The organism is Flavonifractor sp. An82 (genome assembly GCF_002159265.1).
GTDB lineage: Bacteria > Bacillota > Clostridia > Oscillospirales > Oscillospiraceae > Flavonifractor.
The window spans coordinates 511,400-537,437 of sequence record NZ_NFHG01000001.1 but is presented as its reverse complement, the minus strand read 5'-3'; the positions used below and the strand labels follow the sequence as shown (position 1 = coordinate 537,437).

At 61.4% G+C, this 26,038-nt stretch carries 22 protein-coding genes and 1 other RNA gene; 16 read left to right on the top strand and 7 right to left on the bottom strand.

Going from position 1 to position 26,038, the window contains the following annotated elements; translation table 11 throughout:
• Window positions 1–5: 5 nt before the first annotated feature.
• The 3 genes from B5G34_RS03020 to B5G34_RS03010 all read right to left on the bottom strand — a co-directional run bounded on the left by B5G34_RS03020 (window position 6) and on the right by B5G34_RS03010 (window position 3,832).
• Window positions 6–2,864, bottom strand: a complete 2,859-nt coding sequence (locus B5G34_RS03020; protein ID WP_087334089.1) for a DEAD/DEAH box helicase family protein — start codon at window positions 2,862–2,864, stop codon at window positions 6–8.
• On the bottom strand, window positions 2,864–3,058 hold the full coding sequence (locus B5G34_RS03015) for a DNA-binding protein (protein ID WP_087334087.1): 195 nt from the start codon (window positions 3,056–3,058) through the stop codon (window positions 2,864–2,866). Before B5G34_RS03015 ends, B5G34_RS03020 begins: the two co-directional genes overlap by 1 nt.
• 306 nt (window positions 3,059–3,364) lie before the next feature.
• A complete protein-coding gene (locus B5G34_RS03010) occupies window positions 3,365–3,832 on the bottom strand; it encodes a YhcH/YjgK/YiaL family protein (RefSeq protein ID WP_087334085.1) in 468 nt (155 codons plus the stop codon).
• Window positions 3,833–3,982: 150 nt separating this feature from the next.
• Between B5G34_RS03010 and B5G34_RS03005 the strand changes: the two genes are divergently transcribed.
• The 8 genes from B5G34_RS03005 to B5G34_RS02975 all read left to right on the top strand — a co-directional run bounded on the left by B5G34_RS03005 (window position 3,983) and on the right by B5G34_RS02975 (window position 10,713).
• Window positions 3,983–4,690 carry an N-acetylmuramoyl-L-alanine amidase gene (locus tag B5G34_RS03005; protein WP_087334083.1) on the top strand — a complete coding sequence of 236 codons (708 nt, stop codon included), beginning with the start codon at window positions 3,983–3,985 and terminating at the stop codon, window positions 4,688–4,690.
• A gap of 15 nt (window positions 4,691–4,705) precedes the next feature.
• A complete protein-coding gene (gene radA / locus B5G34_RS03000; protein WP_087334081.1) occupies window positions 4,706–6,067 on the top strand; it encodes a DNA repair protein RadA in 1,362 nt (453 codons plus the stop codon).
• Between the two features lie 87 nt (window positions 6,068–6,154).
• Window positions 6,155–6,361 (top strand): DUF1858 domain-containing protein, encoded by a 207-nt coding sequence (locus B5G34_RS02995; protein ID WP_087188762.1) that lies wholly within the window; start codon window positions 6,155–6,157, stop codon window positions 6,359–6,361.
• A 55-nt stretch (window positions 6,362–6,416) separates the two neighbouring features.
• Window positions 6,417–7,130: a class I SAM-dependent methyltransferase gene (locus B5G34_RS02990; RefSeq protein WP_087334079.1), complete on the top strand. Its 714-nt coding sequence runs from the start codon at window positions 6,417–6,419 to the stop codon at window positions 7,128–7,130.
• Window positions 7,118–7,915: a Nif3-like dinuclear metal center hexameric protein gene (locus tag B5G34_RS02985; protein ID WP_087334077.1), complete on the top strand. Its 798-nt coding sequence runs from the start codon at window positions 7,118–7,120 to the stop codon at window positions 7,913–7,915. The genes B5G34_RS02990 and B5G34_RS02985 overlap by 13 nt, the downstream gene beginning before the upstream one ends.
• Window positions 7,916–7,986: 71 nt before the next feature.
• Window positions 7,987–8,715, top strand: coding sequence for a YebC/PmpR family DNA-binding transcriptional regulator (locus B5G34_RS02980; protein WP_087334075.1), 729 nt, complete (start codon window positions 7,987–7,989; stop codon window positions 8,713–8,715).
• Between the two features lie 276 nt (window positions 8,716–8,991).
• On the top strand, window positions 8,992–9,324 hold the full coding sequence (locus B5G34_RS18350) for a hypothetical protein (protein ID WP_140397180.1): 333 nt from the start codon (window positions 8,992–8,994) through the stop codon (window positions 9,322–9,324).
• A 516-nt stretch (window positions 9,325–9,840) separates the two neighbouring features.
• Window positions 9,841–10,713, top strand: coding sequence for a hypothetical protein (locus tag B5G34_RS02975; protein ID WP_087334073.1), 873 nt, complete (start codon window positions 9,841–9,843; stop codon window positions 10,711–10,713).
• Between the two features lie 58 nt (window positions 10,714–10,771).
• On the opposite strand, the gene B5G34_RS02970 is transcribed toward B5G34_RS02975, so the two are convergent.
• The 3 genes from B5G34_RS02970 to rnpB all read right to left on the bottom strand — a co-directional run bounded on the left by B5G34_RS02970 (window position 10,772) and on the right by rnpB (window position 15,427).
• Window positions 10,772–13,978, bottom strand: coding sequence for an S-layer homology domain-containing protein (locus B5G34_RS02970; RefSeq protein ID WP_087334071.1), 3,207 nt, complete (start codon window positions 13,976–13,978; stop codon window positions 10,772–10,774).
• Between the two features lie 253 nt (window positions 13,979–14,231).
• Window positions 14,232–14,870 carry a MerR family transcriptional regulator gene (locus tag B5G34_RS02965; RefSeq protein ID WP_087334069.1) on the bottom strand — a complete coding sequence of 213 codons (639 nt, stop codon included), beginning with the start codon at window positions 14,868–14,870 and terminating at the stop codon, window positions 14,232–14,234.
• A gap of 105 nt (window positions 14,871–14,975) precedes the next feature.
• Window positions 14,976–15,427, bottom strand: an RNA gene (gene rnpB / locus B5G34_RS02960) — RNase P RNA component class A.
• Window positions 15,428–15,547: 120 nt separating this feature from the next.
• On the opposite strand from rnpB, the gene murD reads away from it, so the two are divergent.
• The 8 genes from murD to ligA all read left to right on the top strand — a co-directional run bounded on the left by murD (window position 15,548) and on the right by ligA (window position 24,725).
• Window positions 15,548–16,939 (top strand): UDP-N-acetylmuramoyl-L-alanine--D-glutamate ligase, encoded by a 1,392-nt coding sequence (gene murD / locus B5G34_RS02955; RefSeq protein WP_087334067.1) that lies wholly within the window; start codon window positions 15,548–15,550, stop codon window positions 16,937–16,939.
• A 33-nt stretch (window positions 16,940–16,972) separates the two neighbouring features.
• The gene (locus B5G34_RS02950; RefSeq protein WP_087334364.1) at window positions 16,973–17,986 is read left to right on the top strand and encodes a M42 family peptidase; all 1,014 of its coding nucleotides are present in this window, start codon (window positions 16,973–16,975) and stop codon (window positions 17,984–17,986) included.
• A complete protein-coding gene (locus B5G34_RS02945; RefSeq protein ID WP_087334065.1) occupies window positions 17,983–19,008 on the top strand; it encodes a M42 family peptidase in 1,026 nt (341 codons plus the stop codon). Before B5G34_RS02950 ends, B5G34_RS02945 begins: the two co-directional genes overlap by 4 nt.
• 4 nt (window positions 19,009–19,012) lie before the next feature.
• Window positions 19,013–20,011: a M42 family metallopeptidase gene (locus tag B5G34_RS02940; RefSeq protein ID WP_087334063.1), complete on the top strand. Its 999-nt coding sequence runs from the start codon at window positions 19,013–19,015 to the stop codon at window positions 20,009–20,011.
• Between the two features lie 69 nt (window positions 20,012–20,080).
• The gene (locus B5G34_RS02935; RefSeq protein WP_087334062.1) at window positions 20,081–21,328 is read left to right on the top strand and encodes an aminotransferase class I/II-fold pyridoxal phosphate-dependent enzyme; all 1,248 of its coding nucleotides are present in this window, start codon (window positions 20,081–20,083) and stop codon (window positions 21,326–21,328) included.
• 44 nt (window positions 21,329–21,372) lie between these two features.
• A complete protein-coding gene (gene yunB, locus B5G34_RS02930; RefSeq protein WP_087334060.1) occupies window positions 21,373–22,047 on the top strand; it encodes a sporulation protein YunB in 675 nt (224 codons plus the stop codon).
• A gap of 64 nt (window positions 22,048–22,111) precedes the next feature.
• Window positions 22,112–22,801, top strand: a complete 690-nt coding sequence (locus B5G34_RS02925) for a VanZ family protein (protein WP_087334058.1) — start codon at window positions 22,112–22,114, stop codon at window positions 22,799–22,801.
• Window positions 22,743–24,725 carry an NAD-dependent DNA ligase LigA gene (ligA, locus tag B5G34_RS02920; protein ID WP_087334055.1) on the top strand — a complete coding sequence of 661 codons (1,983 nt, stop codon included), beginning with the start codon at window positions 22,743–22,745 and terminating at the stop codon, window positions 24,723–24,725. The genes B5G34_RS02925 and ligA overlap by 59 nt, the downstream gene beginning before the upstream one ends.
• A gap of 53 nt (window positions 24,726–24,778) precedes the next feature.
• Here the strand turns inward: ligA and B5G34_RS02915 are convergent, their stop codons facing one another.
• Complete coding sequence (locus tag B5G34_RS02915; protein WP_087334053.1) at window positions 24,779–25,798, bottom strand: tyrosine recombinase XerC; 1,020 nt, start codon at window positions 25,796–25,798, stop codon at window positions 24,779–24,781.
• Window positions 25,799–26,038 lie beyond the last annotated feature (240 nt).

The window sequence follows — 26,038 nt, the reverse complement described above, 5'->3', positions numbered from 1 at the left end:
AGTTATCACCTCTGAAAAAATTCACAAATTTTCCTCTGCGTCATGACAAGCCTGTCCCGCTCGGGCAGCGTATCCTCCAAATACAGATACTCAAACCGCGCATAGCCAAAGGCGGCGTTGTTTTGCCGAAGGAACTCCGTCTCCACGAAGGCCTTTTTATCCTTAAATTTTGGATCGTTGGCATAGGCTTCGCCCTTGGTCTCGGCGATCATAGCCTTATGGATCTTGCCGTCTTTGCGCTGGAGAATGAGGAAGTCCGGCGTATACATCCCTACATACTGCCAAGCATTGCCGCTTCGTTTGTAGCACTTGATCTTAAACTCCGTCATGGACCGGTCACCGTTGTAATAGACCTCCAGGCCCAAACGCTCGATTTCGGGAAAGGTCAGCACTTCCCGCAGGAATATTTGCTCAAAGCCGCTGTCCGTGTGGTAGGGCAGGTAGTGGAAAGAGCGATCCTTTTGGGGGTGGGAAGAATACTTTTTGCGGAGCATGGTCAGGACATCTTCCTGCCCCATCTCCTGGGCCAACTCCATCATCGCCTGTGCCTTCTTGTCTAATTTCAGTTTACCCTGGTCATCCAGAACGATTTTTTGTGCCGTCTCCTGGTTGGGATAGTAATCCTGGGGCCGTTCTGTCTCAACTGTCTGAGTAAAGTTGGCGATATTCAGCAGGCTGGCCGACTGAGGTATCCGCTCTTCACGGGTCTCGTAGGAGCGAAGAGCGCAAAAGGTCTTGCGGATATTCGCCTCCACCTGGCGCAGATCATATTTGGAACTGAAATACCGCGAGTCATTCCGTTGATAAGTGATTTCCTCAAAGATAGACCTCAGTTGGGCATCATAGGGCTGCAATTCCTCCATGGTAAGAGTGTAGAGGGAACTGCGGACGATGCTATAAAGCCAGGCAGAATAAGACGCTGGGACAGTACCGTGTTCCTCATTATCCACTCTGGTATCCGTTACCTCCATGGAGAAATCGGTGGTTTTAATGGTGCCTGCTACAATACTTGCATTTTTGTAAACATCCGGGAGTGTTTTTTCCGGCTCAGCGGGGTCTACGATCAAGGTCTCATAGTGGATCTTCAGCTGATAGAAGTCTACCTTGGGCAGATGGAGATGATCGGTGCGGTCATACCGAGCCAGTGACACTTTATGGTGATCTGCTTCACAAAACTCTTTCAGAGAGATATGGTGTTGTTTCAGCAGTTGAGCGTTTAGTTTTTCAGCATTGCTGTTGTTTAGATAGATCAGAGCCGTTTCCAGTGCGTCTTTCTGTACCTGACGCAGGCAGCGGCAAGCGGTCTGCAGCACCATGTTTTTGGGGCAATCTCCCTCTTGGGAGAGAATGATTCCCGTCAGGCTGCGGCAATCCCAGCCCTCTTTTCCGATCTGCACCAACAGCACAATGCGGATTTTTGAGAAAGGCTGATCCAGGCTGTCAAACTCCATCTGGCTATCGGCTGGCTGGGGATACTGCTTATTTCCTTTGTGAAATTTCAAAACGGCATCGCCGGAAAGCCCATACTCCGACGCGATACGAGCTACTATGGGGTAGACCAGCTCCTCCAGTTTTTCAATAGTTCCGCAGTAGATGCCCAGCTTGGCCAGTGTCCCGCCAGGATATACAGTGTCCTGATAAGCATCGAGAAAATCTCTGACGCCATTTTCAATAATGCGGCTACTGTCAGGAATATCTGCAATCTTCACAATGGGCCGCTTGAGAAAGTTTCCTACGCCGTCGATAAGCGGATAGTAATAGACAATATTGGAAATCTCCGCCGAGGATACTAAGAGACCATCAGTCACCTTGATTTTCTCCGCCTTTTCCAGATAGGGTGTACCGGAAAAGCCGACCACAGAATTGACGGTCTGATTCGTCGCCCACTTGCTGACTACGGCACGGAGCTTGATCTCGTCGCTGACCGCATGGTGGACCTCATCGATGAAAATGGACAAGCCGGGGAGTTTTCCGATTAGGTTGCGCAACTCATTGGCCTGCCGATCCTTTTCGTCATCGCTCTCTTCAAACATACTAATTTGCCCCAACTTCTCCTGAATACGATCCAATATCACCTTTTCCGCGTTGGTGACGGCCACCAAGCCAAACAGTTCAGACAGCGGTTGATGGTTGGCGATCTTCTGCACATTGGGATTCTTCGTCTTATTGGATTTGTTGGCGGTCTTGCCTTGATCCAGCACTTCAAAGGAGATCTGACGCTTGATTTCCGATGCCGCTGGTTGTGGGATCACCCAAGAGGGATCAAATCGCTGGATGGTTTTCAAACTGGGCACAACCGAGGATTTCAGCCCAGAGGGAGCGAAGATCATGAAGTTATGGGCAAAGGCAGGATTATGGGGCTCGTTTTTGGCAAAGTATAGATCCAGATAAATAAATGCGGCCATCAGGTAGGTTTTTCCGGCACCCATGGGCAGGCTGAACAGATAGTCGGTATAAGATACCCCGTAAAAGGCGGATTGGAAAAAATCTTCATAATCTATGCTCTCCGGGTCTTTGCGTATCTGCTTTTCCAGCTTTTCGGAAACCTGTTCGCCGGAATCGGTTTTCAAACAGGCGTACTCGAACAGTGCGGCCGCGGCCGGATGGCTAAGTAAAAAAGTCCTTGTCTTTGCAGAAAGTTCCTCTTGCTCCAAATCCATAGTGTTGAACGCTCCCTGGCAGAATAATTTTGCCAGAGGCGCACAACCGCAGGCAATTTTCAGATACAGATAGGTTTTAATGGCATCTATCTGGGCATCGCGCATCTGGTTTGCTTTTTCAATATAAGCGATGATTCCCTGGGCAGTACACTCGGAGGACGCAAACCAACGGTTCCGTGCGTTGGTGATCATTTGGTAAAACATCAGCAATCTCCCTTTTGTGATTCTTTTGCTTGGCGCGTTCTACCGTCCAGGGGCTTTCTGGCATCCTTTGGAATGGCCCACACACGGCCCAGACGATACGCTCCGGGGATACGGCCATCCCCACATAGAATTTCAACACGTCGTTGTGTAATGCCCCATTCTGTTGCTTTATCCTTTGGCGTTACATACTCCATATCGGCAGGCTCCTTATTGTGCATCTAACTGTTTAATCGCATTATACATCCTTTGAACGAACAATACAACTTAGAAAAGACATTCGCAAACCTCTTAACTATTAAAGTTGGATGCCTTGATATATGCGCATGAAGCTCCACATCCTTATGGATACTGTATTATTCTTTTGCATTGGGATGTAAAAGGACCCGTCGCAGAAACTTTTAATTCTGCGACGGGTCTTTTCCCCATACGCGGCGGCCCCATAGGTCCACATTGTGTACCTATGGGGCTTAACCTGTGGGGGGCGGCCGTTTTTCCGGGGGTCAGGAGAGCTTCACCTTTGCCACGATGACCTTCACGGGCACGGGGGACTCCAGCGCCACGCGGGGGGCGTGGAGGTCCTGGGGCCAGACGATGTAGAAGGTGCCGGGGCGGACGGTGATGGTATCCCAGTCGGTGGTGAAAAACTGGATGTCGGGGGTGTACTCGCTGAGCTGCGTCAGGGGCGCGTCGGGCAGGGAGTAGCCCATGCCCTCGGTGCCGGACACCACATACTGGATATCGGCGTAGTTGCGGTGGCACTCCAGCTTGCAGTCGGCGGCAGGCTTGGTATCCACGTCAAACCGGGTGGCGTACACGTTGTCGCCGTCGATATCCACCCGCTGACCGGGGGTCAGGCTGTCCGGGTCCACCTGGGCCAGCCACTCCAGGGCCTGCTGGAACCGCTGGCCCAGACCGTAATACAGAGAAGCGTTTTTCATCTTATCAATGACCATTGCTCTCACCTCCATGGTTGCTGCTTCCAGTTTAGCCCCTGGGCGGTAAAAAGGCAACAGAAATTTGGACAAGCGGGGCGCTTCATGGTAGAATAACAGGGACGGTTTCTTCTATCCCGCTCTGCCGCCGCATATCCTTCCTTGATCTGAAAAGGGGGGAGCGGTATGAAGCGTGTGGGACAGTGGGCCCTGCTGTGGGTGCTGGCTCTGGCCACCGCCGGTTATTTGGTGTTCTGGCCGGGGGGTGCGGTCCAGACTGTAGGACCTGTGGACAGCGGACGGCCCGTGCTGGTGCTGGACGCGGGCCACGGCGGGGAGGACGGAGGCGCAGTCTCTTTGACCGGCGTGCCCGAGAGCCAGATCAATCTGGCCATCGTCCAGAAGCTGGACCTGCTGCTGGGTCTGTGCGGCCGGGCGCCGGTGGTGCTGCGGCAGGAGGACGTGTCTCTCCACGACCCGTCGGCGGATACATTGCGAGAGAAGAAGTCCTCCGACCTGAAAAACCGGGCGGCGGCGGTGGAGGAGACGGAAAACGGGGTGCTGCTGAGCATCCATCAGAACATGTTCACCAACGCCAAATACCACGGGGCCCAGGTGTTTTACGCCCCCACTCAGGGCAGCCAGGAGTTTGCCGTTTACACCCAGGAGGTGCTGCGGCAGGCGGTGGACCCGGCCAACGAGCGGCAGGCCAAGCCCATTCCGGACACGGTCTATCTCATGAACCACATCACCCGCCCCGCCATTCTGGTGGAGTGCGGCTTTTTGTCCAACCCGGAGGAGGAGGGCAAGCTGCGCTCGGAGGGCTATCAGCTCCAGCTGGCCGCCGCCCTGGCGGGGGCCTGGCTGCAATATGAAGGAAATTTCATCCCGTAGGAGGATTATCCACCCATGAAAGCCAAAACCATGTTTTACTGTACCGAATGCGGCAATGAGCTGCCCAAGTGGGCGGGCCAGTGCCCCGCCTGCAAGGCGTGGAACACCATTGTGGAGCAGCCCGCCGAGACCAAACGAAAAGGCCCTGTCGCCGCTCCCGTAGGAGAGCGGCGTGGCAGTATAAAACCCCGGCGGATGGACGAGGTGGAGACCACCAGTGAGCTGCGGTTCCAGACCGGCATGAACGAGCTGGACCGGGTACTGGGAGGGGGCGCGGTTCAGGGCTCCCTGGTGCTGGTGGGCGGCGCGCCGGGCATCGGCAAATCCACCCTCATGCTCCAGATCTGCCAGAATCTGTGCCGGTTCGCCAAGGTGCTCTACGTCTCCGGCGAGGAGTCCGAGCGGCAGATCAAGCTGCGGGCCGAGCGGCTGGGGGTGCGGGGAGAGGAGCTCTACCTGCTGGCCGAGACCAGCATGGACGACGTGGCCGAGGCGGTGACCGCCCTCCAGCCCGACGTGCTCATCGTGGACTCCATCCAGACCATGTACAACGGGGAACTGTCCGCCGCCCCCGGCAGCATCGGCCAGGTGAAGGACTGCACCATGGCCCTGATGAACCTGGCCAAGGGCCGGGGGATCACGGTGTTCGTCATCGGCCATGTCAATAAGGAGGGCTCCATCGCCGGACCCAAGGTGCTGGAGCACATGGTGGACTGCGTGCTCTATTTTGAAGGAGAGCAGCAGAACTCCTACCGCATCCTGCGGGCGGCCAAGAACCGCTTCGGGGCCACCAACGAGATCGGGGTGTTCGAGATGGGGGACGCCGGACTCACCGAGGTGCCCAATCCCTCGGAAATGCTGCTGTCCGGACGGCCCCAGGACGCCCCCGGCACCTGTGTCACCTGCGTCATGGAGGGGGTGCGGCCGGTGCTGGCGGAGGTCCAGGCCCTGCTGGCCCCCACCAGCTTCAACGTGCCCCGGCGCACCTGCAACGGCTTCGACTTCAACCGGGCCAACCTGCTGCTGGCGGTGCTGGAAAAGCGGGGCGGCCTGATGGTCAGCTCCTGCGACGCCTACATCAACGTCATCGGCGGCCTCAACCTGGACGAGCCCGCCGCCGACCTGGCCATGGTGGTGGCCCTGGCCTCCTCCTTCCGGGACCGTCCGGTGCCCGGGGACCTGGCCGCCATCGGGGAGGTGGGCCTCACCGGGGAGCTGCGGTCGGTGAACGCCCTGGGCCAGCGGCTCAGCGAGGTCCACCGGCTGGGCTTCACCAAATGCCTGGTGCCCCAGCGCACCGGCGCCAAGCTGGAGGTGCCCGACGGGCTCCAGCTCATCCGCGTCCGCAACATCCGGGAGGCCCTGGCCTTTCTGTAACGCCCAACTTTTTTCATCTCTCTCTTGCAAAAAGCGCAAAAATCGGATATACTACCAATATCCTAGAAATTTGGAGGTATTCCCTTTATGGCTCAGATCACCAAAGATACCATCATCGGCGATATCCTGGACATCGCTCCCGAGACCGCTCCCATCTTCCTGTCCATCGGCATGCACTGCCTGGGCTGCCCCTCTTCCCGCGGTGAGACCGTGGAGGAGGCCTGCATGGTCCACGGCGTGGATGTGGACGAGCTGCTGGCCAAGATCAACGCCAGCGTGGGCGCTGCTCAGTAACAAAGGCAAAAAAGGAGCGGTCAGACCGCTCCTTTTTTCGTAGGAGGTGACTGGGATGCGTCCCATGGAACTGACCCCCAGGCTGCGCTCGGTGGCCCAGCTGGTACCCCAGGGGGCCAAATTCGCCGACATCGGCACTGACCACGCCTATCTGCCGGTGTGGCTGCTCCAGCACGGCGTCATCACAAGGGCTCTGGCCTGCGACCTGCGGCAGGGGCCCCTGGACCGGGCCCGAGCCACGGCGGAGAAATACGGCCTGACGGAGCACATGGACTTCCGGCTGTGCGACGGGCTGGCCGGGGTGGCTCCCGGTGAGGCCGACACCATCGCCGTCGCCGGCATGGGAGGGGAGACCATCGCCGCCATTCTTTCCGCCGCACCCTGGGTGTGGCGGGAGAACTGCCTGCTGCTCCTCCAGCCCATGAGCGCCCAGCCCCAGCTGCGGCGCTGGCTCCAGGAGCACGGCTTTACCATTGCCCGGGAAATATTGACCCGGGAAGGGGATACCATTTATACCACCTTCCGGGTGGAGGCCGGACCCATGGCGGAGCTCACCGCCGGTGAGCTGTGGGCCGGGCGGCAGAGCAGGGGGGAGGACGACCCCCTGCGGGAAACATACTTAAACCGGCTCATTGACCAGACCGCCCGGGCGGTGGAGGGGCTGCGCCGCTCCACCCGGAGCGCCGACGGGGCACGGCTGGAAGAGCTGGAGCAGGTCCACCGGGATCTGCAAATGATGCGAGAGGAGTGGCTGTCATGGCAACCGTAAGAGAGATCTATCAGTATCTGGACACTCTGGCCCCTTTTTCCCTCCAGATGGATTTTGACAACGCGGGCTTTCTGGTGGGCCGGGGAGACCGGCAGGTGGACAAGGTCCTGGTGAGCCTGGACATCACCGAGGAGGTGGTGGCCGAGGCCGCAAAGCTGGGCTGCCAGCTCATCGTGTCCCACCATCCGGTGATCTTTTTCCCCGCCAAGTCGGTGACCGACGCCACCCCCGACGGCCGCATCCTGCTCTCCCTGGTGGAGCATAACATCGCCGCCGTGTGCGCCCACACCAACCTGGACGCGGTATGGGGAGGCGTCAACGACGCCCTGGCCCGCAAGCTGGGCCTCACCAGCGTGGAGCCCCTGAAGCAGGACGGGGTGGACGCCTCCGGCCGGCCCTACGGCATCGGCCGGGTGGGCAACACCGCCGGGGTGCCCATGTACGCCCCCGCCTTCGCCGCCTTCGTCAAGGAGACCCTGGGGGCAAACGGGGTGCGCTTCGTGGACGCCCGCCGCCCGGTGCGCCGGGTGGCCGTGGGGGGCGGAGCCTGCGCCGACATGCTGAAGGACGCCCTGGCCCTGGGCTGCGACACCTTTGTTACCGCGGACGTGAAGTACAACGGCTTCCTGGACGCCAAGGCCCTGGGGGTCAACCTCATCGACGCCGGCCACTATCCCACCGAGCAGGTGGTGGTGCCCGTGCTGGCCAAGTGGCTGGCCGACGGCTTTGCCAAGGTGGAGGTGCTCACCACCCAGACCCATAAAGAGGTGTTTTCCTACCTGTGAGGGCTTGTCAAGCGCCCGAAAAAGTGATAAACTAGTTGCGCTGATTTTCGACGAGAAGGGAACGAGTACCAATGTCAGGACATTCCAAGTGGCATAATATTCAGAAGACCAAGGGCGCGGCCGACGCCAAGCGCTCCCAGATCTTCACCAAGATCGCCCGCGAGATGATCGTGGCCGTCAAGACCGGCGGCAGCGGCGACCCCAACAACAACTCCCGTCTGGCCACCGTTATCGCCAAGGCCAAGGCGGCCAATATGCCCAACGACAACATCAAGCGCACCATCGACAAGGCTCTGGGCTCCGGCAACACCGACAGCTACGAGAACGTGGTGTACGAGGGCTACGGCCCCTCCGGCGTGGCCGTCATCGTGGACGCCCTCACCGACAACCGCAACCGCACCGCCCCCGAGGTCCGTCACCTGCTGGACAAGTACGGCAAGGGCCTGGGCGCCACCGGCTGCGTGTCCTGGTCCTTTGACCGCAAGGGCGTCATCATCATCGAGAAGGAAGACCTGGACGAGGACACCGTCATGATGGACGCCCTGGACTGCGGCGCCGACGACATGCAGGTGGAGGAGGACGTGTTCGAGGTGTACACCGACCCCGACTCCTTCGGCACCGTGCTGGCCGCCATGGAGGAGAAGGGCTACACCTTCGTCCAGGCCGCCGTGGAGATGGTGCCCCAGAACTATGTCAAGCTGGAAAATGAGGACGACATCAAGAACATGGAGAAGCTCATTGACCTGCTGGAGGACAACGACGACGTGCAGAACGTCTGGCACAACTGGGATCAGGACTAAAAGTAGCAAGATCAATTAAGTATCAAGAAGATTGCTAAATTTTAAGTGGCAAATGATTATTTGTCTAACTTTTCTGCTTAAATAATTAACTTTTAAAGCACCCTTTTCTGATTTGTGTAAACAAGCAGAAAGGGTGCTTCTTTATCTTAACTACTGATTATATCCATGGCCAATAGTAACCTTCAAATTTACAAATGCTTGCAAAGCACCAGATAATGGTTGACTTATTTATTCAACAAATATAAGATTATAAAAAACAATTAGGAGCTGATTTAATTGCGAGATAGATTTGTTAAAAGATTTGACGGTACAATGACAAAATTCGCAGAAGACGAATTAAATAAATTTTTGGATGAAAATCCTGATTATAGGATTTCGGCTATGACATACGTTAATCAAGGTGCTTTTTACTTGGGATTAGTGGTATATTTTGAGAAAATTGATAATACTGATAAAATAAATACAAAATCCAATTATATTGCTCCCACAAATAAAACGTATGCAATTAGCTCGACAAATCAGCCTAGCAAGGGAATGATCACCTGCCCCGAATGTAAGACTACCCAACCCAAAAGAGACAAATGTTGGCAATGCGGATATAAATTTTGAGTTCAAGAGAAAAACTAGTCAATTTCATTATTTTATAAAAATATTTAACTCTACTCTACCAAGAGTAAAACAGCATATAAAAGGCCCCTCCAATGTCAAATTGAGAGTTTGACCTGGCCCAGGATAAACGTTACCGCCTTGGTAATCTTCGCCAGTGTTGGCAGACGATTTCTACTTTTCCATAACGGATACGAGTATACTCACGTACTTTTACCATAAGGTTTCACCTCCATCCTGAATCAACGGAGGGGCACTAATATTGTAACACAGATAAACGGTATAAACAATTTATTCATAAGGGATATGCTCTAATGCATTACCACTTGTTTTTTTCTCAAATTATGATATACTTAACTTATATCATGTTGAATGCGACTCACAGAATTATAAATGCAATAACGACGTGCAGAACGTCTGGCACAACTGGGACCAGGACTGAGCACACAACCATATCACCCAAAAAGGAGGACCTGCACCAAAGGTCCTCCTTTTTTCTTCTGAAAAGGAGGCGCTGTCTTGGGTCTGAACCTGATCTGTGAATTTATCCTTCAATTTTTCCTGTTCTCCTGCCTGGGTTGGATCACCGAGGTGACCCTGAAATACATACAGTTCCACCGGTTCATCAACCGGGGCTTTCTCATCGGGCCCTACTGCCCCATCTACGGCTGGGGAGCCGTGACGGTGACCCTGGTGGTGGGCGGCCTCATCGCCCGGAAGGGCACGGTGTGGGAGACCTTTTTGGCCGGTATGGTGCTGTGCGGAGCCCTGGAGTATTTCACCTCCTGGTACATGGAAAAGCGCTTCCACGCCCGCTGGTGGGACTACAGCCAGAAGCCCATGAACCTCCACGGCCGTATCTGGATCGGCAATCTGCTCCTGTTCGGGGCGGCCTGCGTCATCATTGTTCAGGTCATTGACCCGGTGATTTTTGGCTGGATGGACCGGTGGAGCCCCCTGGTCCTGCGCATTGCCGCCCTGACGGTGGCGGCGGTCATGCTGGCCGACTACACCACCGCCCACTTCCTCATGGGCATGGTGCGCCGGAGCATCGACGATCAGCCCGGCGACAACACGGAGGAGATCACAAAGCAGGTCCATATTCTGCTGCACAACCGCACCCTGCTGCTCCGCCGTCTGCACCAGGCCTATCCCGACCTGCGCGCCTATCCCCAGCGGCTGACAAAGCAGCTTCAGGAGACCCGCAAGGCCTACAAGCAGGCGGCAAAGCAGGCCGAGCAGACCCTTCGTCAGGCCGCCAAGGCCAGAAAGCAGGGCCTGGAGGAAGGTCTGGAGGCCCGCCTGGAGCACGCCATGGCCGTCAAAAAGGAGGCCCGGGCCAAGCTGAAGGAGATCCAGCAGCGGCTGGCCCTCCATCGGGACGAGGATTGATCTTTGTAAAAAACACAACCACCAGCTCCGGAAAGCTGGTGGTTGTGTTTTTGTTTGTTTACCAGGTGAAAACGGACTGCTGCACGCCCCGGTAGAGCAGGGCGACGATCTGGCCCCGGGTGCAGTCCTTGTCGGGGCTGAAGCGGTTGGCGCCGGTGCCCTGGGTGATGCCCTGGGCGCTGGCCCACTGGGCGGCGGCGGCATAGTAGCTGCCGCTCTTCACGTCGGAGAAGGCGCTGGCCGTCCGGGCGGCGGGGGAGCCGGCGGCCCGGTGGAGGAGGGCCACCGCCTGGGCACGGGTCACCACCAGGTCGGGGCTGAAGGTGTTGGCCCCGGTGCCGCCGGTGATGCCCTTCTCCACCGCCCAGCATACCGCGTCATAGCAGTAGTCGCCGGACTTCACGTCCCGGAAGGGGAGGGTCCGGTTCTTGGGGGCGGGGGAGCCGGCGGCCCGCCACAGGAAGGTGACCACCTGAGCCCGGGTGCACTGAGCCTCGGGGGAGAAGGTGTTGGCCGAGGTGCCCTGGGTCACGTTCCTGCCCACCGCCCACTGGACGGCGGCATAGCAGTAGTCCTTGGGGGACACGTCCTTGAAAGGCACGGCGGCAGGGGTCGCCGGAGTGACCGGGGCCGCGGGGGTAGTGGGGACCGTGGGAGTGACGGGGGCCGCAGGCTTAGCGGGCACCAGCGGGGTTGCCGGCACTGCGGGCTTGGCCGGTTTGCGGGCGTCGGACTCCTTCACGAAGCTGGCCTGGATGGTAACGGCGGAGGCTGGCATGGCAAAGGTGTACTTGTTTTCGCTCTTCTGGGTCAGCTTGACCGCCTTGCCCTTCTGGTCGGTGACGGTAAGCTGGTTCAGAACATAGCCCTTCTCCGGCTTGACCATCAGACGCAGCAGATCGCCCTCTTCTGCCTGGCTGTCTTTGACGGACACGCTGCCATGGGAGGCGGCGGACACCCGCACGGTGTAAACGGTGTTCTTTCCGGAGGGCTTGGACTGGCCGGTGCCGGGTCGCTTATCGCCGGGCTTGCCCGAGCCGGGCTGGGTGGGCTTGGCGGTGGGAGCAGTCTGGGCGGTCACATAGGAAATGATCCGCTGGGCGTCCAGATAGCCGGGGGCGGAGGAGGTCCACCGGGGGATGCGGGGGTTCTCCCGCTCATTGCGGTAGGTAGGTCCGTCGTTCTTCACCGCTTTGGGGGCGTACACCCCGGTGGTAACGGCCTTGCCGCCGGTGCGGAAGGCCGTGCCGTTGAAGCTGGCTCCGCCCTGGAGGTAGGCCTTGGCCACCGAGAGGGTGCCCCGGCCGCTGACGGCGTCGCCGCCCCGGTCGTAGGAGCCGTCGCCGCCCACAGCCACCAGCGTGCCGCTGCCGGTGATATCGCCCCGGTCCAGCTGGATGGCGTCGGCTCCCGCGGTGGCTGCCATCTGCATCCCGCCGCCGTAGACCGCCAGCAGGGAGTTCCGGTCCAGAGTCAGGGTGCCGCCGCTGACCAGCAGGCCGGTGCGGCCCGTATAGCTCTTGCCGGTGCGCAGGCCGCTGCCGGTGAGCACCTCATCCCCCCGGAGGTAGACAGAGCCCTTCACCGTAACGTCGCCCTGCACCGCCACCACAGGCTGGGTGGCTCGGGCGGTCTGGCTGGCGGCCGCATAAATGGCGGCATTCTCCAGCACCGCGCCGGTCTTGAGCCGCAGCTGGCCGTTGATGGCGGCGCCGGTGAGGAATTTGCCGTTGTCATAGTTCATGGAGAAGGAGCCACCCTTCTCTACCTCCACCACGCCCTCAACGGTGGTGTTCCGCAGGGTGAGCCGGCCGCCGGACTGCACCACTACCTTCACGCTGCCCAGCAGGTCCATGTGCTCCATGGTCAGATCGCACCCGGCGGGGACCAGCAGGGTCTGGACAGGCTCACGGCCCTCAGGCAGGGCGTAGCCCAGCGTGCCCCGGGCTCCGGCGGTACCGGACCAGGTGCGGATCTGGGCGGGGACGGTCACCGTCTCCTGGAGGCCGCCGAACTCCTTGATGGCCTGGGCGGGCATCTGGAACCGGTAGCTGCCGTTCTGCTCCCGGACGCTGTTGCCCAGGGTGAGCCGGTCGGACAGCTTTTCCCCGACGGCGTACACCTGGAGGGGAACGGCGGTGGTGACGGCCTTGCGGCCCTGGCTGTCAGTGACGGTGACCGCCACCTGATAGGACCCGGCCTGGGCGGGGGTGCCCGTCAGGGTAATTGTGCCGTCGGCGGGGGAATAGGTGCCGGTCAGGCCGCTGCCCTGGGGGGTGATGGCCACAGAGGCCCCCTCCTGTGCCAGGATCAGACCGCTTTTGTGGAGGGGCTTCCAGTCATTTTCAGCAGGGGAGGCCCCCTTCTGGGCCAGGGCGCACTGTACCTCCAGGGTATTTTTGCCGTAGGCCTGGCCTGCCGGGGCGGCCGGAAGGGAACCGGCCAGACGCACATGGAGCACCTGCTCATCCGCGGGCTGGGGCTGCTCCTCCCGGAAGACCTGGACCTGATAGCCGTCGCCGGAACGGGTGATCTTCAGCAGCAGGTCCTTGTACTGGCCGCTGGTGATGCGCAGGGTGTCCCCGTCCTTGAGTGCGGGGTTCATGGCGTCGAAGTATACCGCGGATTCCGCCCCGTCCAAAAAATAGGTGGGGCCGTCCACATGGGTCCTGTTGGGGACCGCCGCCAGATCCGCCCCGCTGCCGTCGGGGGATGTGCGCCGGATGGCGGTGATGCCGTCCACATAGCCCTCCGCTCCGGTGATGGTCAGCTTCAGATAGACCGACATGGCCTGCTCCAGAGAGGCGCTCATGCCCCCGGGAAGCTCTGCGGCAGGCTGGGTGCCGGTGGGGGCGGGCGGGTTGACCGCCACGGTAGATGTGCTGGTATCCAGAGACAGGTTCAGCTCCTCATAGCCCTCGGCCCGGATCACACAGGTGACCTTGCCGCTGAGGCCGGGAGGCAGCACGATACGCCCGTCGCTGGGCTGTACCACATAGGTGCCGGTTTTGAGATAGATGGTGCTGCTCACCTTCTCGTAGGGCACACCATCCACCGAAAGGGCGGTGATGCGCTCCATCCAGCCGGAATTCTGATAGCCGAAGTCCAGCTTGAAGGCGTGGCTGAACTGGTCGCTGTTTACCGTGGTCTCGGGAACGGGGGGCTGCTGACCTGCCGCCGCCGCGTGGGCTGGGACCATCGTCAGCACCATGGCCAGCGACAGGGCCGCGGGCAGCAGGCGGTGTTTGTTGGGTTTGCGTTGCATGTGTTGTACTCCTTCCGGTCATAATTTGCGTACCATCCACCTCTCACAATGCTGGAATTGCCGCCAATCACCTCCTTATGGAATCAATGGGGACAAATGGTTAGAAATGGCTAACTTCTAAAAAAGCAACAGGCAGCGTCCCGGAGGACGCTGCCGTCAGAAAGCTGAGCCGTTTGTCCCTTGGATGGGCACAGTATAGCCAAAGGGGGCGGCCCTGTCAATTTCTCTTACCGAATCTTAAGGTAAGGGTCATTTATGGTACATATTCGAAGTGCCGGTAGATCCATTTGCCCAGCTTGCTGCCCGCCACCAGGGCGATGGGCAGGATTAAAACGGCGAAGGGCAGGATCACCATCAGGGGGTTCCAGGCGGCAAAAGAGATGTAGAACGAGACATCGGACAGGACGTCCCACAGGAAGGCGTACAGCCGCAAGGCCCCCAACACACACAGTACCATGCACAGGGTCTCCAGAATGGATTCCCAGTTCAGCCGGGAGGCGGGCCGGAAATCCCGCCGGGGCAGGGGCGTGCTCTTCACCTCCCGCTCCAGCAGGGCGGCATAGTCCTCCAGGTTGTCCGCTTCGCCGGTGTCGGTACCGCAGAGCCGCTCATAGGACGCGATGGACTCCCGCAGCCGCTGCCGCAGGGCGAAGGCGGCCCCGGCGGCGTTGGTTTGATAATTCTGGGTCATGGCGCGGATCTCCTCCAAGGTGAAGCCCGCCTTCCGCAGGGTGGCGATGGCGCGCAGCCTGTCCACGTCGGCGGGGGAGAAGTCCAGCCAGGTCCGCCCGCCCCGCCGCTGGGCCTGGGGGGTGAACAGCTTCTGCTGGATGTAGAACCGCACCGCCCGCTCCGTCAGGCCGGTCTGGGCGCATACTTCCTTGATTTTCATGGGTATCCCTCCTTGGGTAAGGCCAGTGTACCATCTGACGTAAGGGAAGAGTCAAGGGATTTTGCAAAAAAGACGGACCGGAGCTGTACGCTCCGGTCCATCATATCTGCAAGTAAGCCTGTAAGCCGGGTTCTGTCCTTTAAGACAGCCATCTATCTCGACGCACCGTTGCCGGTACGCTCAAGCCGCCTCCCCGGGACGGCCGGGCCGGCCTATGTGTCCCTCCACGGCGTTGCTCCGGATAGAGTTTACAGCGATGGACGCTTGGCACGCCATCGGGTGAGCTCTTACCTCGCCTTTCCACCCTTACTGGCCGGTCGCCTCCATCTGGAGGCGGTCCTGTTCCTAGTTTCGGAAAATGGGTGTATCACGTCGGCCTGAGGCCGCCGTGATGCATCCGCCTCCACATGGAGGCGACCGGCCAGCGGTTTATTTCTGTTGCACTTTTCCTAGGGTCGCCCCCGGCGGATGTTATCCGTTATCCTTGCCCTGTGGAGCCCGGACTTTCCTCACCTGCGGGCCTTTCGCCCCGCAGGCGCGGCTGTCCAGCTTGCTTGCCCGACTATTTTACTCTATCCCGCACCGATTGTCAAATCAAAAGCCCACTGCTTCCATTGAATTTTTCGCCCGGTTGGGATATAATAAATTGGTTAATCTATGAAAAGGGAGGAACTGTCATGAAGCGTTCCACCATACAGGAATACCTGGCGGGGCTGAAGGGCAAGCGGGTGGCCGTCATCGGCATCGGCGTGTCCAACACGCCCCTGATCAAAATGCTGCTGCGGGCAGGGGTGAAGGTCACCGCCTGCGACAAAAAGCCCATGAGCGCCTTCGCCGGTCTGGCCGAGGAGCTGGAAAGCCTGGGAGCCACCCTCAAGCTGGGGGAGGACTACCTGGAGGACCTGGACTTTGAGGTCATCTTCCGCACCCCTGGCATGCGGCCCGACCTGCCCCAGCTGGTGGCCGCCCAGCAGAGGGGGACCATCCTCACCTCCGAGATGGAGGTCTTTTTCCAGGTCTGCCCCTGCCGCACCGTAGCCGTCACCGGCAGCGACGGTAAGACCACCACCACCACCATCATCGCCGAGCTGCTCAAGGCCGCCGGTGAGACGGTCTACGTGGGGGGCAACATCGGCAAGCCCCTGCTGCCCGACGTGGACGGCATGGAGCCTGGCGACATCGCCGTGCTGGAGCTGTCCTCCTTCCAGCTTATGACCATGGACCGCAGCCCCGACATCGCCGTGGTCACCAATCTGGCCCCCAACCACCTGGACGTCCACAAATCCATGGAGGAATACATCGACGCCAAGAAGAACATCTTCCTCCACCAGGACGAGAAGGGCCTGCTGGTGGTCAACGCCGACAACGACATCACCCGCAGCTTCGCCGGGGAGGCCCAGGGCCGGGTGGCCCTGTTCAGCCGGGTGTCCCAGCCCGCCCGGGGGGCCTTCCTGCGGGACGGGGTCATCTGGGTGCGCAACGAGATGCACGAGCGCCCGGTGCTGCCGGTGGCCGACATCCTGCTGCCCGGCACCCACAATGTGGAGAACTACATGGCCGCCATCACCGCCCTGGACGGCATCGTGCCCGACCCGGTGGCGCGCACCTTTGCCCAGAAGTTCGCCGGAGTGGAGCACCGCATCGAGCTGGTGCGTACCCTCAACGGCGTGAAGTACTACAACGACTCCATCGCCTCCAGCCCCTCCCGCACCATCGCCGGTCTGCGCTCCTTCCACCAGAAGGTGATCCTCATCGCCGGCGGCTACGACAAGCACATCCCCTTTGACGTGCTGGGCCCTGAGGTGACAGCCCATGTAAAGGAGTTATTCCTCACAGGTGATACCGCCCTAAAAATCCGCGCCGCAGTGGAAGCCGCCCCGGATTACAGCCCCGAGGCGCTGCCCATCACCGTCATTGACGACTTTACCCAGGCGGTGCTGGCCGCCCACAGGGCCGCCAAGCCCGGCGACGTGGTGATCCTGTCCCCGGCCTGCGCCTCCTTTGACAAGTTCAAGAACTTCATGGAGCGGGGGGCCGCCTTCAAGAAGATCATCTACGAGCTGGCCTGAAATCAACCTCACAAGGAGGAATCACATTTGGATATGAAACATGTGCTGGAGACCCTGTGCGGCTGCACAGCGCCCTCCGGCTTCGAGGCCCCGGCGGCCCAGGCCGCCCGTGCCCTGCTGGAGCCCCTGGTGGACCAGGTCTCCATTGACCGCATGGGCAACGTCATCGGCGTGCGTAGCTGCGGCAGGGAAGGGGCCAAAACCATCCTGCTGGACGCCCATCTGGACGAGATCGGCCTCATCGTCACCGGGGCGGAGGAGGGCTTTCTCCGCTTCTCCACCATCGGCGGGGTGGACCCCCGGATGCTGCCCGGCCGTGAGGTGATCATCCTCACCGATCCCCCCATCCCCGGCATGGTGGCCCCGCCCAACCCGCTGCAGGACGACGAGAACAAGGCCGTGCCCATCGACCAGCTGGTGGTGGACGCCGGTCTGACCCAGGAGCAGGCCGAAAAGCTGCTGGGCACCCCCATGGTATACCGGGGCGCCTGCTTCCCCCTGGGGGAGGACCAGATGTGCGGCAAGGCCATGGACGACCGCTCCTGCTTCGCCGCCCTGCTGCGGTGTATGGAGCTGCTGAAGGACAAAACGCTGGACGTGGACGTGTACGTCATGGGCTCCACCCGGGAGGAGGTCTCCGGGGTGGGCGCCACCGTGGGCACCTGGTCGGTGCAGCCCGACTGCTGCATTGCCGTGGACGTAACCCACGGCCGCACCCCCGACGGCCCCTCCGACAAGACCTTCGTGCTGGGGGGCGGCCCCGCTGTGGGCGTAGGCCCCAACATGGCCCGCTGGATGACCCAAAGGCTTCTGGATAAAGCAAAGGAAAGGGAAATTCCTTTCCAGCAGGAGGTCATGAGCGGCCACACCGGCACCAACGGCTGGGAGATGCAGATCAGCCGGGAGGGCGTGGCCACGGCGGTGCTCTCCCTGCCTCTGAAGTACATGCACAGCCCCATTGAGGTGCTCTCCCTCACCGACCTGGAGCACACCGCGGCCCTGCTGGCCGCCTTTGTGGAGGATCTGGGAAAGGAGGGTCAGCTGTGAAGGAACTGCTGAGACGACTGTGCTCCCTGCCCGGCGTGGCCAGCTGGGAGGACCAGGTGCGGGACTGCGTCATGGAGGTGGCCGGTCAGTACGCCACCGAGCTGCGCTTGGACGCCATGGGCAACGTCATCGCCTTCAAGGAGGGCGCCAGGGCCACCGGCAGCAAGCTGCTGCTCACCGCCCACATGGACGAGGTGGGCCTGATGGTGCGCGCCATCACCGACGAGGGCTACCTGAAGTTTTCCGCCGTGGGGTCTGTGGACCGCCGGGTGCTGCTGGGCAAGCGGATGCTGGTAGGCCCCCGTCAGATCCCCGCCGTGGTGGGTCTGAAGGCCTACCACCTGGTGAGCCGGGACGAGGAGAAGAACGTCCCCAAGCTGGACGATTTTTATCTGGACATCGGGGCCAAAAGCAGGGAGGAGGCCGCCAAGCTGGTGGTCCTGGGCGACGTGGCCGCCTTTGACAGCCCCCCGGAGGAGCCTGTCCCCGGTCTGCTGAAGGGCCGGGCCCTGGACGGGCGCATCGGCTGCGCCGTGCTGCTGTGGCTCATGCGGGAGGAGCTGCCCATGGACTGCACCTTCGTCTTCACCGCCCAGAAGGAGGTGGGGGCCAGAGGTGCCTTTGGCGCCGCCTTCTCCGTGAAGCCGGAGATCGCCCTGGTGCTGGAGGGGGCTGCCGCCGCCGACATGGCGGGGGTGCCCGCCCACAAAAAGGCCTGCGCCCTGGGCAAGGGCGCGGTGCTCCCCTTCATGGACAAGGGGGTCATTGTAGACCGGAAGCTCTTTGAGACCCTGCGGAGCCTGGCGGAGGAACAGCACATCCCCTGGCAGCTGCGGGAGGACACCACCGGCACTGGCGACGCCATGGCGGTCCAGCGGGCTGCCTCCGGCGTGCGCACGGCGGTAATCGCCGCCCCGGTGCGCTATCCCCGCACCCCCGCCACCCTGGCCAACGCCGCCGACATCGAGGCGGTGCTCAAGCTGACCCGGGCCTTTATCACTCAACTGTCCAAGGAGGACTGACGATATGGATATGTTAGCGATCATGCAGACCCTGAACGCCTGCCACGGCCCCTCCGGCTGCGAGGGCCCGGTGGCGGACGCCATCGCCCAGCTGGCCCGTCCCTACGTGGACGAGATCACCACCGACGCCCTGGGCAACCTGATCTGCCATAAGAAGGGGACCGGCCCCAAGGTGATGTTTGCCGCCCACATGGACTCCATCGGCTGCATCGTCACCCACATCGACGAGCAGGGCTATCTCCGCTTCGGCCAGGTGGGCGGCCTGTCCGCCCACGATCTGCCCGGCACCCCCGTCCGGTTCCAGAACGGCACCCGGGGCGTCATTGCCGCCCAGGGCAAGGTGGAGCCCAAGGACTGGAAACTGGATCACCTTTACATCGACGTGGGCGCAAAGGATCGGGACCAGGCGCTGACCATGGTGCAGGTGGGTGACATCGCCGTGTTTGACACTGTGCCCTTCGTCAGCGGCAGCAAGCTGTTCTCCCCCTATCTGGACGACCGCATCGCCTGCGCCATCCTGCTCTCCGCCATGGAGCGGGTCAAGCGCACCGACAACGACCTGTACTTCGTCTTCACCGTCCAGGAGGAGGTGGGCCTCCGTGGCGCCCGCACCGCCGCCTACGGCATCGACCCGGACTACGGCATCGCCGTGGACGTGACCGACTCCGACGATATCCCCGACGCCCCCCATGAGTGCTCCAGCGTGGCGGGAAAGGGGGCCGCCATCAAAGTGATGGACAGCTCTGTGATCTGCCACCCCGCGGTGGTGAACCAGCTGAAAGAACTGGCACAGGCAAGGAATATTCCTTTCCAGATGGACGTGCTCCGCTTCGGCGGCACCGACGCCGGCGCCATCCACCAGAGCCGTGCCGGCGTGTACACCGGCGGCATTTCGGTGGCCTCCCGGTATATCCATACTCCCATGGAGATGGCCGACCTGGACGACATCGAGGCCTGCGTGGCCCTCACCGCAGCCTTCGCCCAGGCCAAGCTGGAGGGGTAATGGAGCGGGCCGTCCCCGACGGCCTGCAAAACCCGCAAACCATAGATAGAACAGGATGGATCAAGGAAAATGTCTTTACAGATCAGTGAGAAAGTAAAAGCCCTGGCGGCTCAGGCCCAGACCGACCTGGCGGAGCAGTTTGCCCGCATTGACGCCATTGCCGAGGAGAACACCCAGAAGGTGCTGGCCGCCTTCCAGAAGCACCGGGTGGCTGAGGCCCACTTCGCCGGTACCACCGGCTACGGCTACGACGATCTGGGCCGGGATACCCTGGACCTGATCTTCGCCGACCTCTTCCACACCGAGGACGCCCTGGTGCGGGTGCAGTTCGTCAACGGCACCCACGCCATCTCCTGCGCTCTCTTCGGCGCCCTGCGCCCTGGCGACATTCTGGTGTCCGCCGTGGGAGCCCCCTACGACACCATGCTGGGTGTCATCGGCGTGGTAGACAAGGGGCCCGGCTCTCTGAAAAGCTACGGCATCGAGTACAGGCAAGTAGATCTGGTTGACAATGCTCCCGACCCGGTGGGGCTGGCGGAGGCCGTCAAAGACCCCCGGGTGAAGGCGGTGCTCATCCAGCGCTCCCGGGGCTACGCCACCCGGGCCTCCCTGTCGGTGGCCGAGATCGGGGCCCTTGCCAAGGTGGTCAAGGACAACAACCCCAATGCCGCCGTGCTGGTAGACAACTGCTACGGCGAGTTCGTGGAGACCATCGAGCCCACCCAGGTGGGGGCCGATCTGGTGGTGGGCTCTCTCATCAAGAACCCCGGCGGCGGTCTGGCCCCCACCGGCGGCTACATCGCCGGACGCCGCGACCTCATTGAGGGGGCCGCCATGCGGCTCACCACCCCCGGCATCGGCAAGGAGTGCGGCTCCACCTTTGGTGCCAACCGCAGCCTCTATCAAGGACTTTTCCTTGCCCCCCACACCACCGCCCAGGCCGTGAAGACCGCCGTCTTTGCCGCCCGGATCATGGAGCTGCTGGGCTACCAGGTGGAGCCCGCCTCCGACGCGGTGCGCCACGACATCATTCAGATGGTCCACTTCGGCTCCCCCGAGCCCCTGAAGAAGTTCTGCAAGGGCATCCAGTTCGGCGCCCCGGTGGACTCCTACGTCACCCCCGAGCCCTGGGACATGCCGGGCTACGACTGCCCCGTCATCATGGCCGCCGGCGCCTTCATCCAGGGCGCTTCCATCGAGCTGTCCTGCGACGCCCCCATGCGGGAGCCCTACACCGCCTATTTCCAGGGCGGCCTCACCTATGAGAGCGGCAAGGCCGGCGTCATGCTGGCGGTGGAGGAGCTGCTCCGGGCATAAGACAACCACAGAGGCGCATAGTCTGCCCCAAAGGGGGTGAGGCTGTGCGGCCTCTGCGCACCTATCTGCCCCGGCGGGCCCGCCCGCCCAAAGGGCAGGGAAGGGGCCTGCTGTTGGCGGCGGCCGTGGGGATCGGTCTGGCCCTGCTGGTGATCTGTCTGGTGGACGCCGCCCTGCGGCCCGCCGTCACCACCCTGGCCTCGGTCCAGGCGGAAAATGAGATCACCGGCATCATCAACGACGCCGTGGCTGCCACCCTGGCCGACCAGGGGGTGGCCTATTCCGACCTGGTCACCGTGGAGCGGGACGAGAGCGGCAAGGTGAGCCTGCTGGCGGTGGATTCTGTCAAGTTGAATTCCTTGCGCACTCAGATATTGGAACAGGTTCTGGCGGAAGTGGAGGGGCTGGACGCCCAGGAGCTGGGGGTGCCTCTGGGCAGTCTCACCGGGTTTGCCACCGCCTCCGACTGGGGGCCGGTGCTGCCGGTGGGGGTGCTGACAGCGGCGGTGCCCAGGGCGGAATTCTCCAACCAATTCACCGCCCAGGGCATCAACCAGACGTTACACCAGATCATGCTGGACATCACGGTGGAGCTGACTCTCCTCATACCCGGCGGGCGCACCGAAACCAGCGTCACCGCCCAGGTGTGCGTGGCCGAGACCCTGCTGGTGGGGGAGGTACCGGACACCTATCTAGGATTGTCGGCCGCCGGTTCGTAAGAAAAGCGTAAGACACGCCCTCTTTTTTCTGTGGTATCATGTTTTCAGAAAAAGGAGGGATCTTATGGACACCCTGCTGTGGTATCTGGAGATCACACTGGACTATATCAAACAGATGCTGCCCTGCATGGCCATTGGGGCGGTGTGCTTTCTGGCCCTGCTGCCCCGCCGGAGGAAGGGCCTGTACTGCCGGGGGCTGGAGAGCGGCCCGGTGCGGGAAGCGGGACTGCTGCTCTTTGTGCTCTTCTGCGCCGGGCTGGCCGCCCTGACGGTGTTCCCGTCCAATTTCTGGACGGTCTATCACTGGCAGGAGGCTTTTCAGGGCCTGCGGCCCTTTTTCCCCATCACGCCCCTGAGCCAGTCGGCGGGGTACATCGGCTGGACGCCCACCCTGTTCCGGGGTGACAGGCTGGGGGAGTGGGGCTTCTATATGGTGCTGGCCAACGCCCTCATCTTCGTGCCGGTGGGCTTCTTTCCCAACCTGCTGTGGCGGCGGCCCCGGTGGTGGAAGGGGCTGGCCGTGGGCTTCTGCGTCTCCTTCGCCATCGAGTTTTTACAGCTGTTTGTCAACCGCTCCACCGACGTGGACGATCTGATCCTCAACACCACGGGGGCCTTCCTGGGCGGGCTTATTGCCCTGCTGCTGGACAAGCTGGTCCCCAAACTGACCCGAAAATTCCAAGTGGAGGTCCGCCATGGACGAAAAACAGGAGATCCTCGACCTGCGCCGGGAGCTGGAGCAGGCCAACTATGAGTACTATGTGCTGGACAACCCCAGCATGTCCGACTACGACTTTGACCACAAGCTGCGCCGTCTGGAGGAGCTGGAGGCCAAGCATCCCGAGCTGATCACCCCCGATTCCCCCACCCAGCGGGTAGGGGGCAAGGTAGCCAATGGCTTTGCCGAGGTCCGCCACCGGGTGCCCCTGGAGAGCCTCCAGGACGTGTTCTCCTTTGAGGAGCTGGGGGACTTCGACCAGCGGGTGCGGGACGCCCTGCCCGGTGGGGTGGAGTACGATGTGGAGCCCAAGGTGGACGGCCTGTCGGTGGCCCTGGAGTACGAGAACGGCCTCTTCGTCCGGGGCGCCACCCGGGGCGACGGCCAGGTGGGGGAGGACGTGACCGAGAACCTGAAGACCATCCCCTCCATCCCTCTGCGGCTGCCCGAGGCCCTGCCCTCCCTCATCGTCCGGGGCGAGGTGTTCATGCCCAAGAAGAGCTTTGAGCAGCTCAACGCCGACCGGGAACTGAACGGGGAGGCCCTCTTCGCCAACCCCCGCAACGCCGCCGCCGGCTCCCTGCGGCAGCTGGACCCCAAAATCGCCGCCTCCCGCAAGCTGGATATCCGGGTGTTCAACGTCCAGTGGGCGGAGGGGAAGACCTTCACCACCCACACCGAAACCCTGGAATACTTGCAGGAACAGCGCTTTAAAGTAATTCCCCATTACACCTGTTCCACCATTCAGGAGGCGGCGGAGCGCATCGCCGCCCTGGGGGACGGCCGGGAGGAGTTCCCCTTTGACATCGACGGAGCAGTTGTAAAGGTAAACAACCTTGCAGATCGAACCACCCTGGGTTCCACCGCCAAATTCCCCCGGTGGGCCGCCGCCTATAAATATCCCCCCGAGCAGAAGGAGAGCGTGGTGGAGGACATTGTGGTGCAGGTGGGCCGCACCGGTGTGCTTACTCCCAAGGCGGTTGTAAAGGCAGTTCGCCTTGCAGGCACCACCGTCACCAACGCCACCCTCCACAACCAGGATTTCATCACCGAGAAGGACATCCGCATCGGGGACACGGTGCTGGTCCAGAAGGCGGGGGAGATCATCCCCGAGATCGTGTCTGTCATCAAGGACAAGCGGCCCGAGGGCACCGTGCCCTACCATCTGCCCGACCACTGCCCGGTGTGCGGGGCTCCGGTGGCCCGGGACGAGGACGGGGCCCACATCCGCTGCACCGGCGCCGAGTGCCCCGCCCAGCGGCTGCGGCACATCGTCCACTTCGCCAGCCGGGACGCCATGGACATTGAGGGCCTGGGCCCCGCCGTGGTGGAGAGCCTGGTGGACGCGGGGCTGGTGAAGGGCCCCGGAGATCTGTACAGCCTCACCGCCGACCAGGTGGAGCCTCTGGAGCGGATGGGTAAGAAGAGCGCGGAAAACCTGATGGCCGCCATTGAGAAGTCCAAGTCCGCCGGTCTGGGGCGGCTGCTCTTCGCCTTCGGCATCCGGCAGGTGGGCCAGAAGGCGGGCAAGGTGCTGGCCGGGCGCTTCGGTACCCTGGACGCCCTCATGAACGCCTCCGAGGAGGAGCTCACCGCCGTGCCCGACATCGGCGGCATCACCGCCAAAAGCCTGCTGGACTGGTTCGCCAATGACCAGAGCCGCCACCTCATCGACGCCCTGCGGCAGGCGGGGGTGTCCTTCGACAGCACCGAGGCCCCGGTGGGGGACAAGCTGGCGGGGAAGACCTTCGTGCTCACCGGCACTTTGCCCACCATGGACCGGAAGGAGGCCGCCGCCCTCATCGAAACCCAGGGGGGCAAGGTGAGCGGCTCGGTGTCCAAAAAGACCAGCTACGTGGTGGCGGGGGAGGCCGCCGGGTCCAAGCTGACCAAGGCCAACGACCTGGGCATCCCGGTGCTCACCGAGGCGGAGCTGCTGGCCCTGCTGGAACAGGCATAAGGATAGAAACCCCCCGCCGCCGGGCGTGATCCGGCGGCGGGGGGTTTGCGATCTTATTCGCTCTGTTTGCTCTTTTTCCGCACCTTACCCAGGGGATTGGCCTTGGCGGCGGCACGGAGGTTTTCGTTGTCCACGTGGGTGTAGATCTGGGTGGTGTTCAGGTTCTCGTGGCCCAGCACCTCCTGGAGGGTACGCACATCCACGCCGTTTTGCAGCATCAGGGTGGCGGCGGTGTGGCGCAGCTTGTGGCTGGAGTAGAGGGACGGGTCCAGTCCTGCCTTCAAAAGCCGCTGCTTTACCATATAATGGACGGCCGCCGTGGTCATCCGGGTGTGGGAGCGGGTGAGGAAGAGGGCGTTTTTGTCCGCCGCCGCCTGGTTGTTCCGCTCCGCCAGCCAGTCATCCAGGGCGTCCCGGCAGGCCTCGTTTAGGAAAATCATCCGTTCCTTGTTGCCTTTGCCCAGCACCCGGAGCTGCTCCTGCCGCACATCGGTCAAGTTAAGACCAACTAACTCCGAAATTCGCAGCCCGCAGTTGAGGAACAGGATCAAAATGCAGTAATCTCTGGCCCGGTTGGGCTCGTCCACGGCCTCCAGCAGCAGGATGGACTCGTCCAGGGACAGATACCGGGGCAGGGATTTTTTCAGCCGGGGGGAATCCAGGTCCTGCATGGGGTTTTCACCGATCAGCTTGGCCTTGCTGGAGAGATACTTATAAAAGGAGCGGATGGCGGCGATCTTGCGGGCCCGGGCGGAGGGTTCCAGGCCGTAGCCGGAGGTGGGGCTGTTGGCGTGCTTGGCCCGGTCCCGGCTGAGGTAGCTCATGTAGCTGTACACGTCGCTGAGCGTCACAGAGCGGGCCAGGTCCAGGTCCAGGTCGTCAATGTCGATCTGGTCCAGGGGCGTGGTCCGGGGCACACGGCCTTTTTCCAGCTTGATGTAGCGGAAGAAGTTGCGCAGGTCCAGATAGTATTCATCCACGGTTTTTTTGGAGTGGCCCTGGATGGTCTCGTGGTAGACCAGGAAATTGCGCAGCAGCTCCGGGGCGGTCAGTTTATAGTCATTGTGGTCCATTGGGGGCTTTTCCCCTCCTCTCAACTCAACAAAATTTTTATTTTGTTGAGTTCGTAGTTTAAATTCATAGCCGTCCCCTCTCGGGGCCGGCTTCTTCAAGGACTGAACTTCCGCGGGCGGTATCGACCCGCCCGCCAACAAAATAGCCGTTTTGTTGAGCGCAAGGCTGCCTGGTGCGGGAGCCCGGAGCGATCCGCAGCACGTCCGTCACGTCGGCACCTCCTCTCAACGGAGCCAGCA

Coding starts and splice junctions, on each gene's coding strand:
- B5G34_RS03020 (WP_087334089.1), bottom strand. CDS start 2,864: ATGTTTTACCAAATGATCACCAACGCACGGAACCGTTGGTTTGCGTCC.
- B5G34_RS03015 (WP_087334087.1), bottom strand. CDS start 3,058: ATGGAGTATGTAACGCCAAAGGATAAAGCAACAGAATGGGGCATTACA.
- B5G34_RS03010 (WP_087334085.1), bottom strand. CDS start 3,832: ATGGAGGTGAGAGCAATGGTCATTGATAAGATGAAAAACGCTTCTCTG.
- B5G34_RS03005 (WP_087334083.1), top strand. CDS start 3,983: ATGAAGCGTGTGGGACAGTGGGCCCTGCTGTGGGTGCTGGCTCTGGCC.
- radA (WP_087334081.1), top strand. CDS start 4,706: ATGAAAGCCAAAACCATGTTTTACTGTACCGAATGCGGCAATGAGCTG.
- B5G34_RS02995 (WP_087188762.1), top strand. CDS start 6,155: ATGGCTCAGATCACCAAAGATACCATCATCGGCGATATCCTGGACATC.
- B5G34_RS02990 (WP_087334079.1), top strand. CDS start 6,417: ATGCGTCCCATGGAACTGACCCCCAGGCTGCGCTCGGTGGCCCAGCTG.
- B5G34_RS02985 (WP_087334077.1), top strand. CDS start 7,118: ATGGCAACCGTAAGAGAGATCTATCAGTATCTGGACACTCTGGCCCCT.
- B5G34_RS02980 (WP_087334075.1), top strand. CDS start 7,987: ATGTCAGGACATTCCAAGTGGCATAATATTCAGAAGACCAAGGGCGCG.
- B5G34_RS02970 (WP_087334071.1), bottom strand. CDS start 13,978: ATGCAACGCAAACCCAACAAACACCGCCTGCTGCCCGCGGCCCTGTCG.
- B5G34_RS02965 (WP_087334069.1), bottom strand. CDS start 14,870: ATGAAAATCAAGGAAGTATGCGCCCAGACCGGCCTGACGGAGCGGGCG.
- murD (WP_087334067.1), top strand. CDS start 15,548: ATGAAGCGTTCCACCATACAGGAATACCTGGCGGGGCTGAAGGGCAAG.
- B5G34_RS02950 (WP_087334364.1), top strand. CDS start 16,973: ATGAAACATGTGCTGGAGACCCTGTGCGGCTGCACAGCGCCCTCCGGC.
- B5G34_RS02940 (WP_087334063.1), top strand. CDS start 19,013: ATGGATATGTTAGCGATCATGCAGACCCTGAACGCCTGCCACGGCCCC.
- B5G34_RS02935 (WP_087334062.1), top strand. CDS start 20,081: ATGTCTTTACAGATCAGTGAGAAAGTAAAAGCCCTGGCGGCTCAGGCC.
- B5G34_RS02925 (WP_087334058.1), top strand. CDS start 22,112: ATGGACACCCTGCTGTGGTATCTGGAGATCACACTGGACTATATCAAA.
- ligA (WP_087334055.1), top strand. CDS start 22,743: ATGGACGAAAAACAGGAGATCCTCGACCTGCGCCGGGAGCTGGAGCAG.
- B5G34_RS02915 (WP_087334053.1), bottom strand. CDS start 25,798: ATGGACCACAATGACTATAAACTGACCGCCCCGGAGCTGCTGCGCAAT.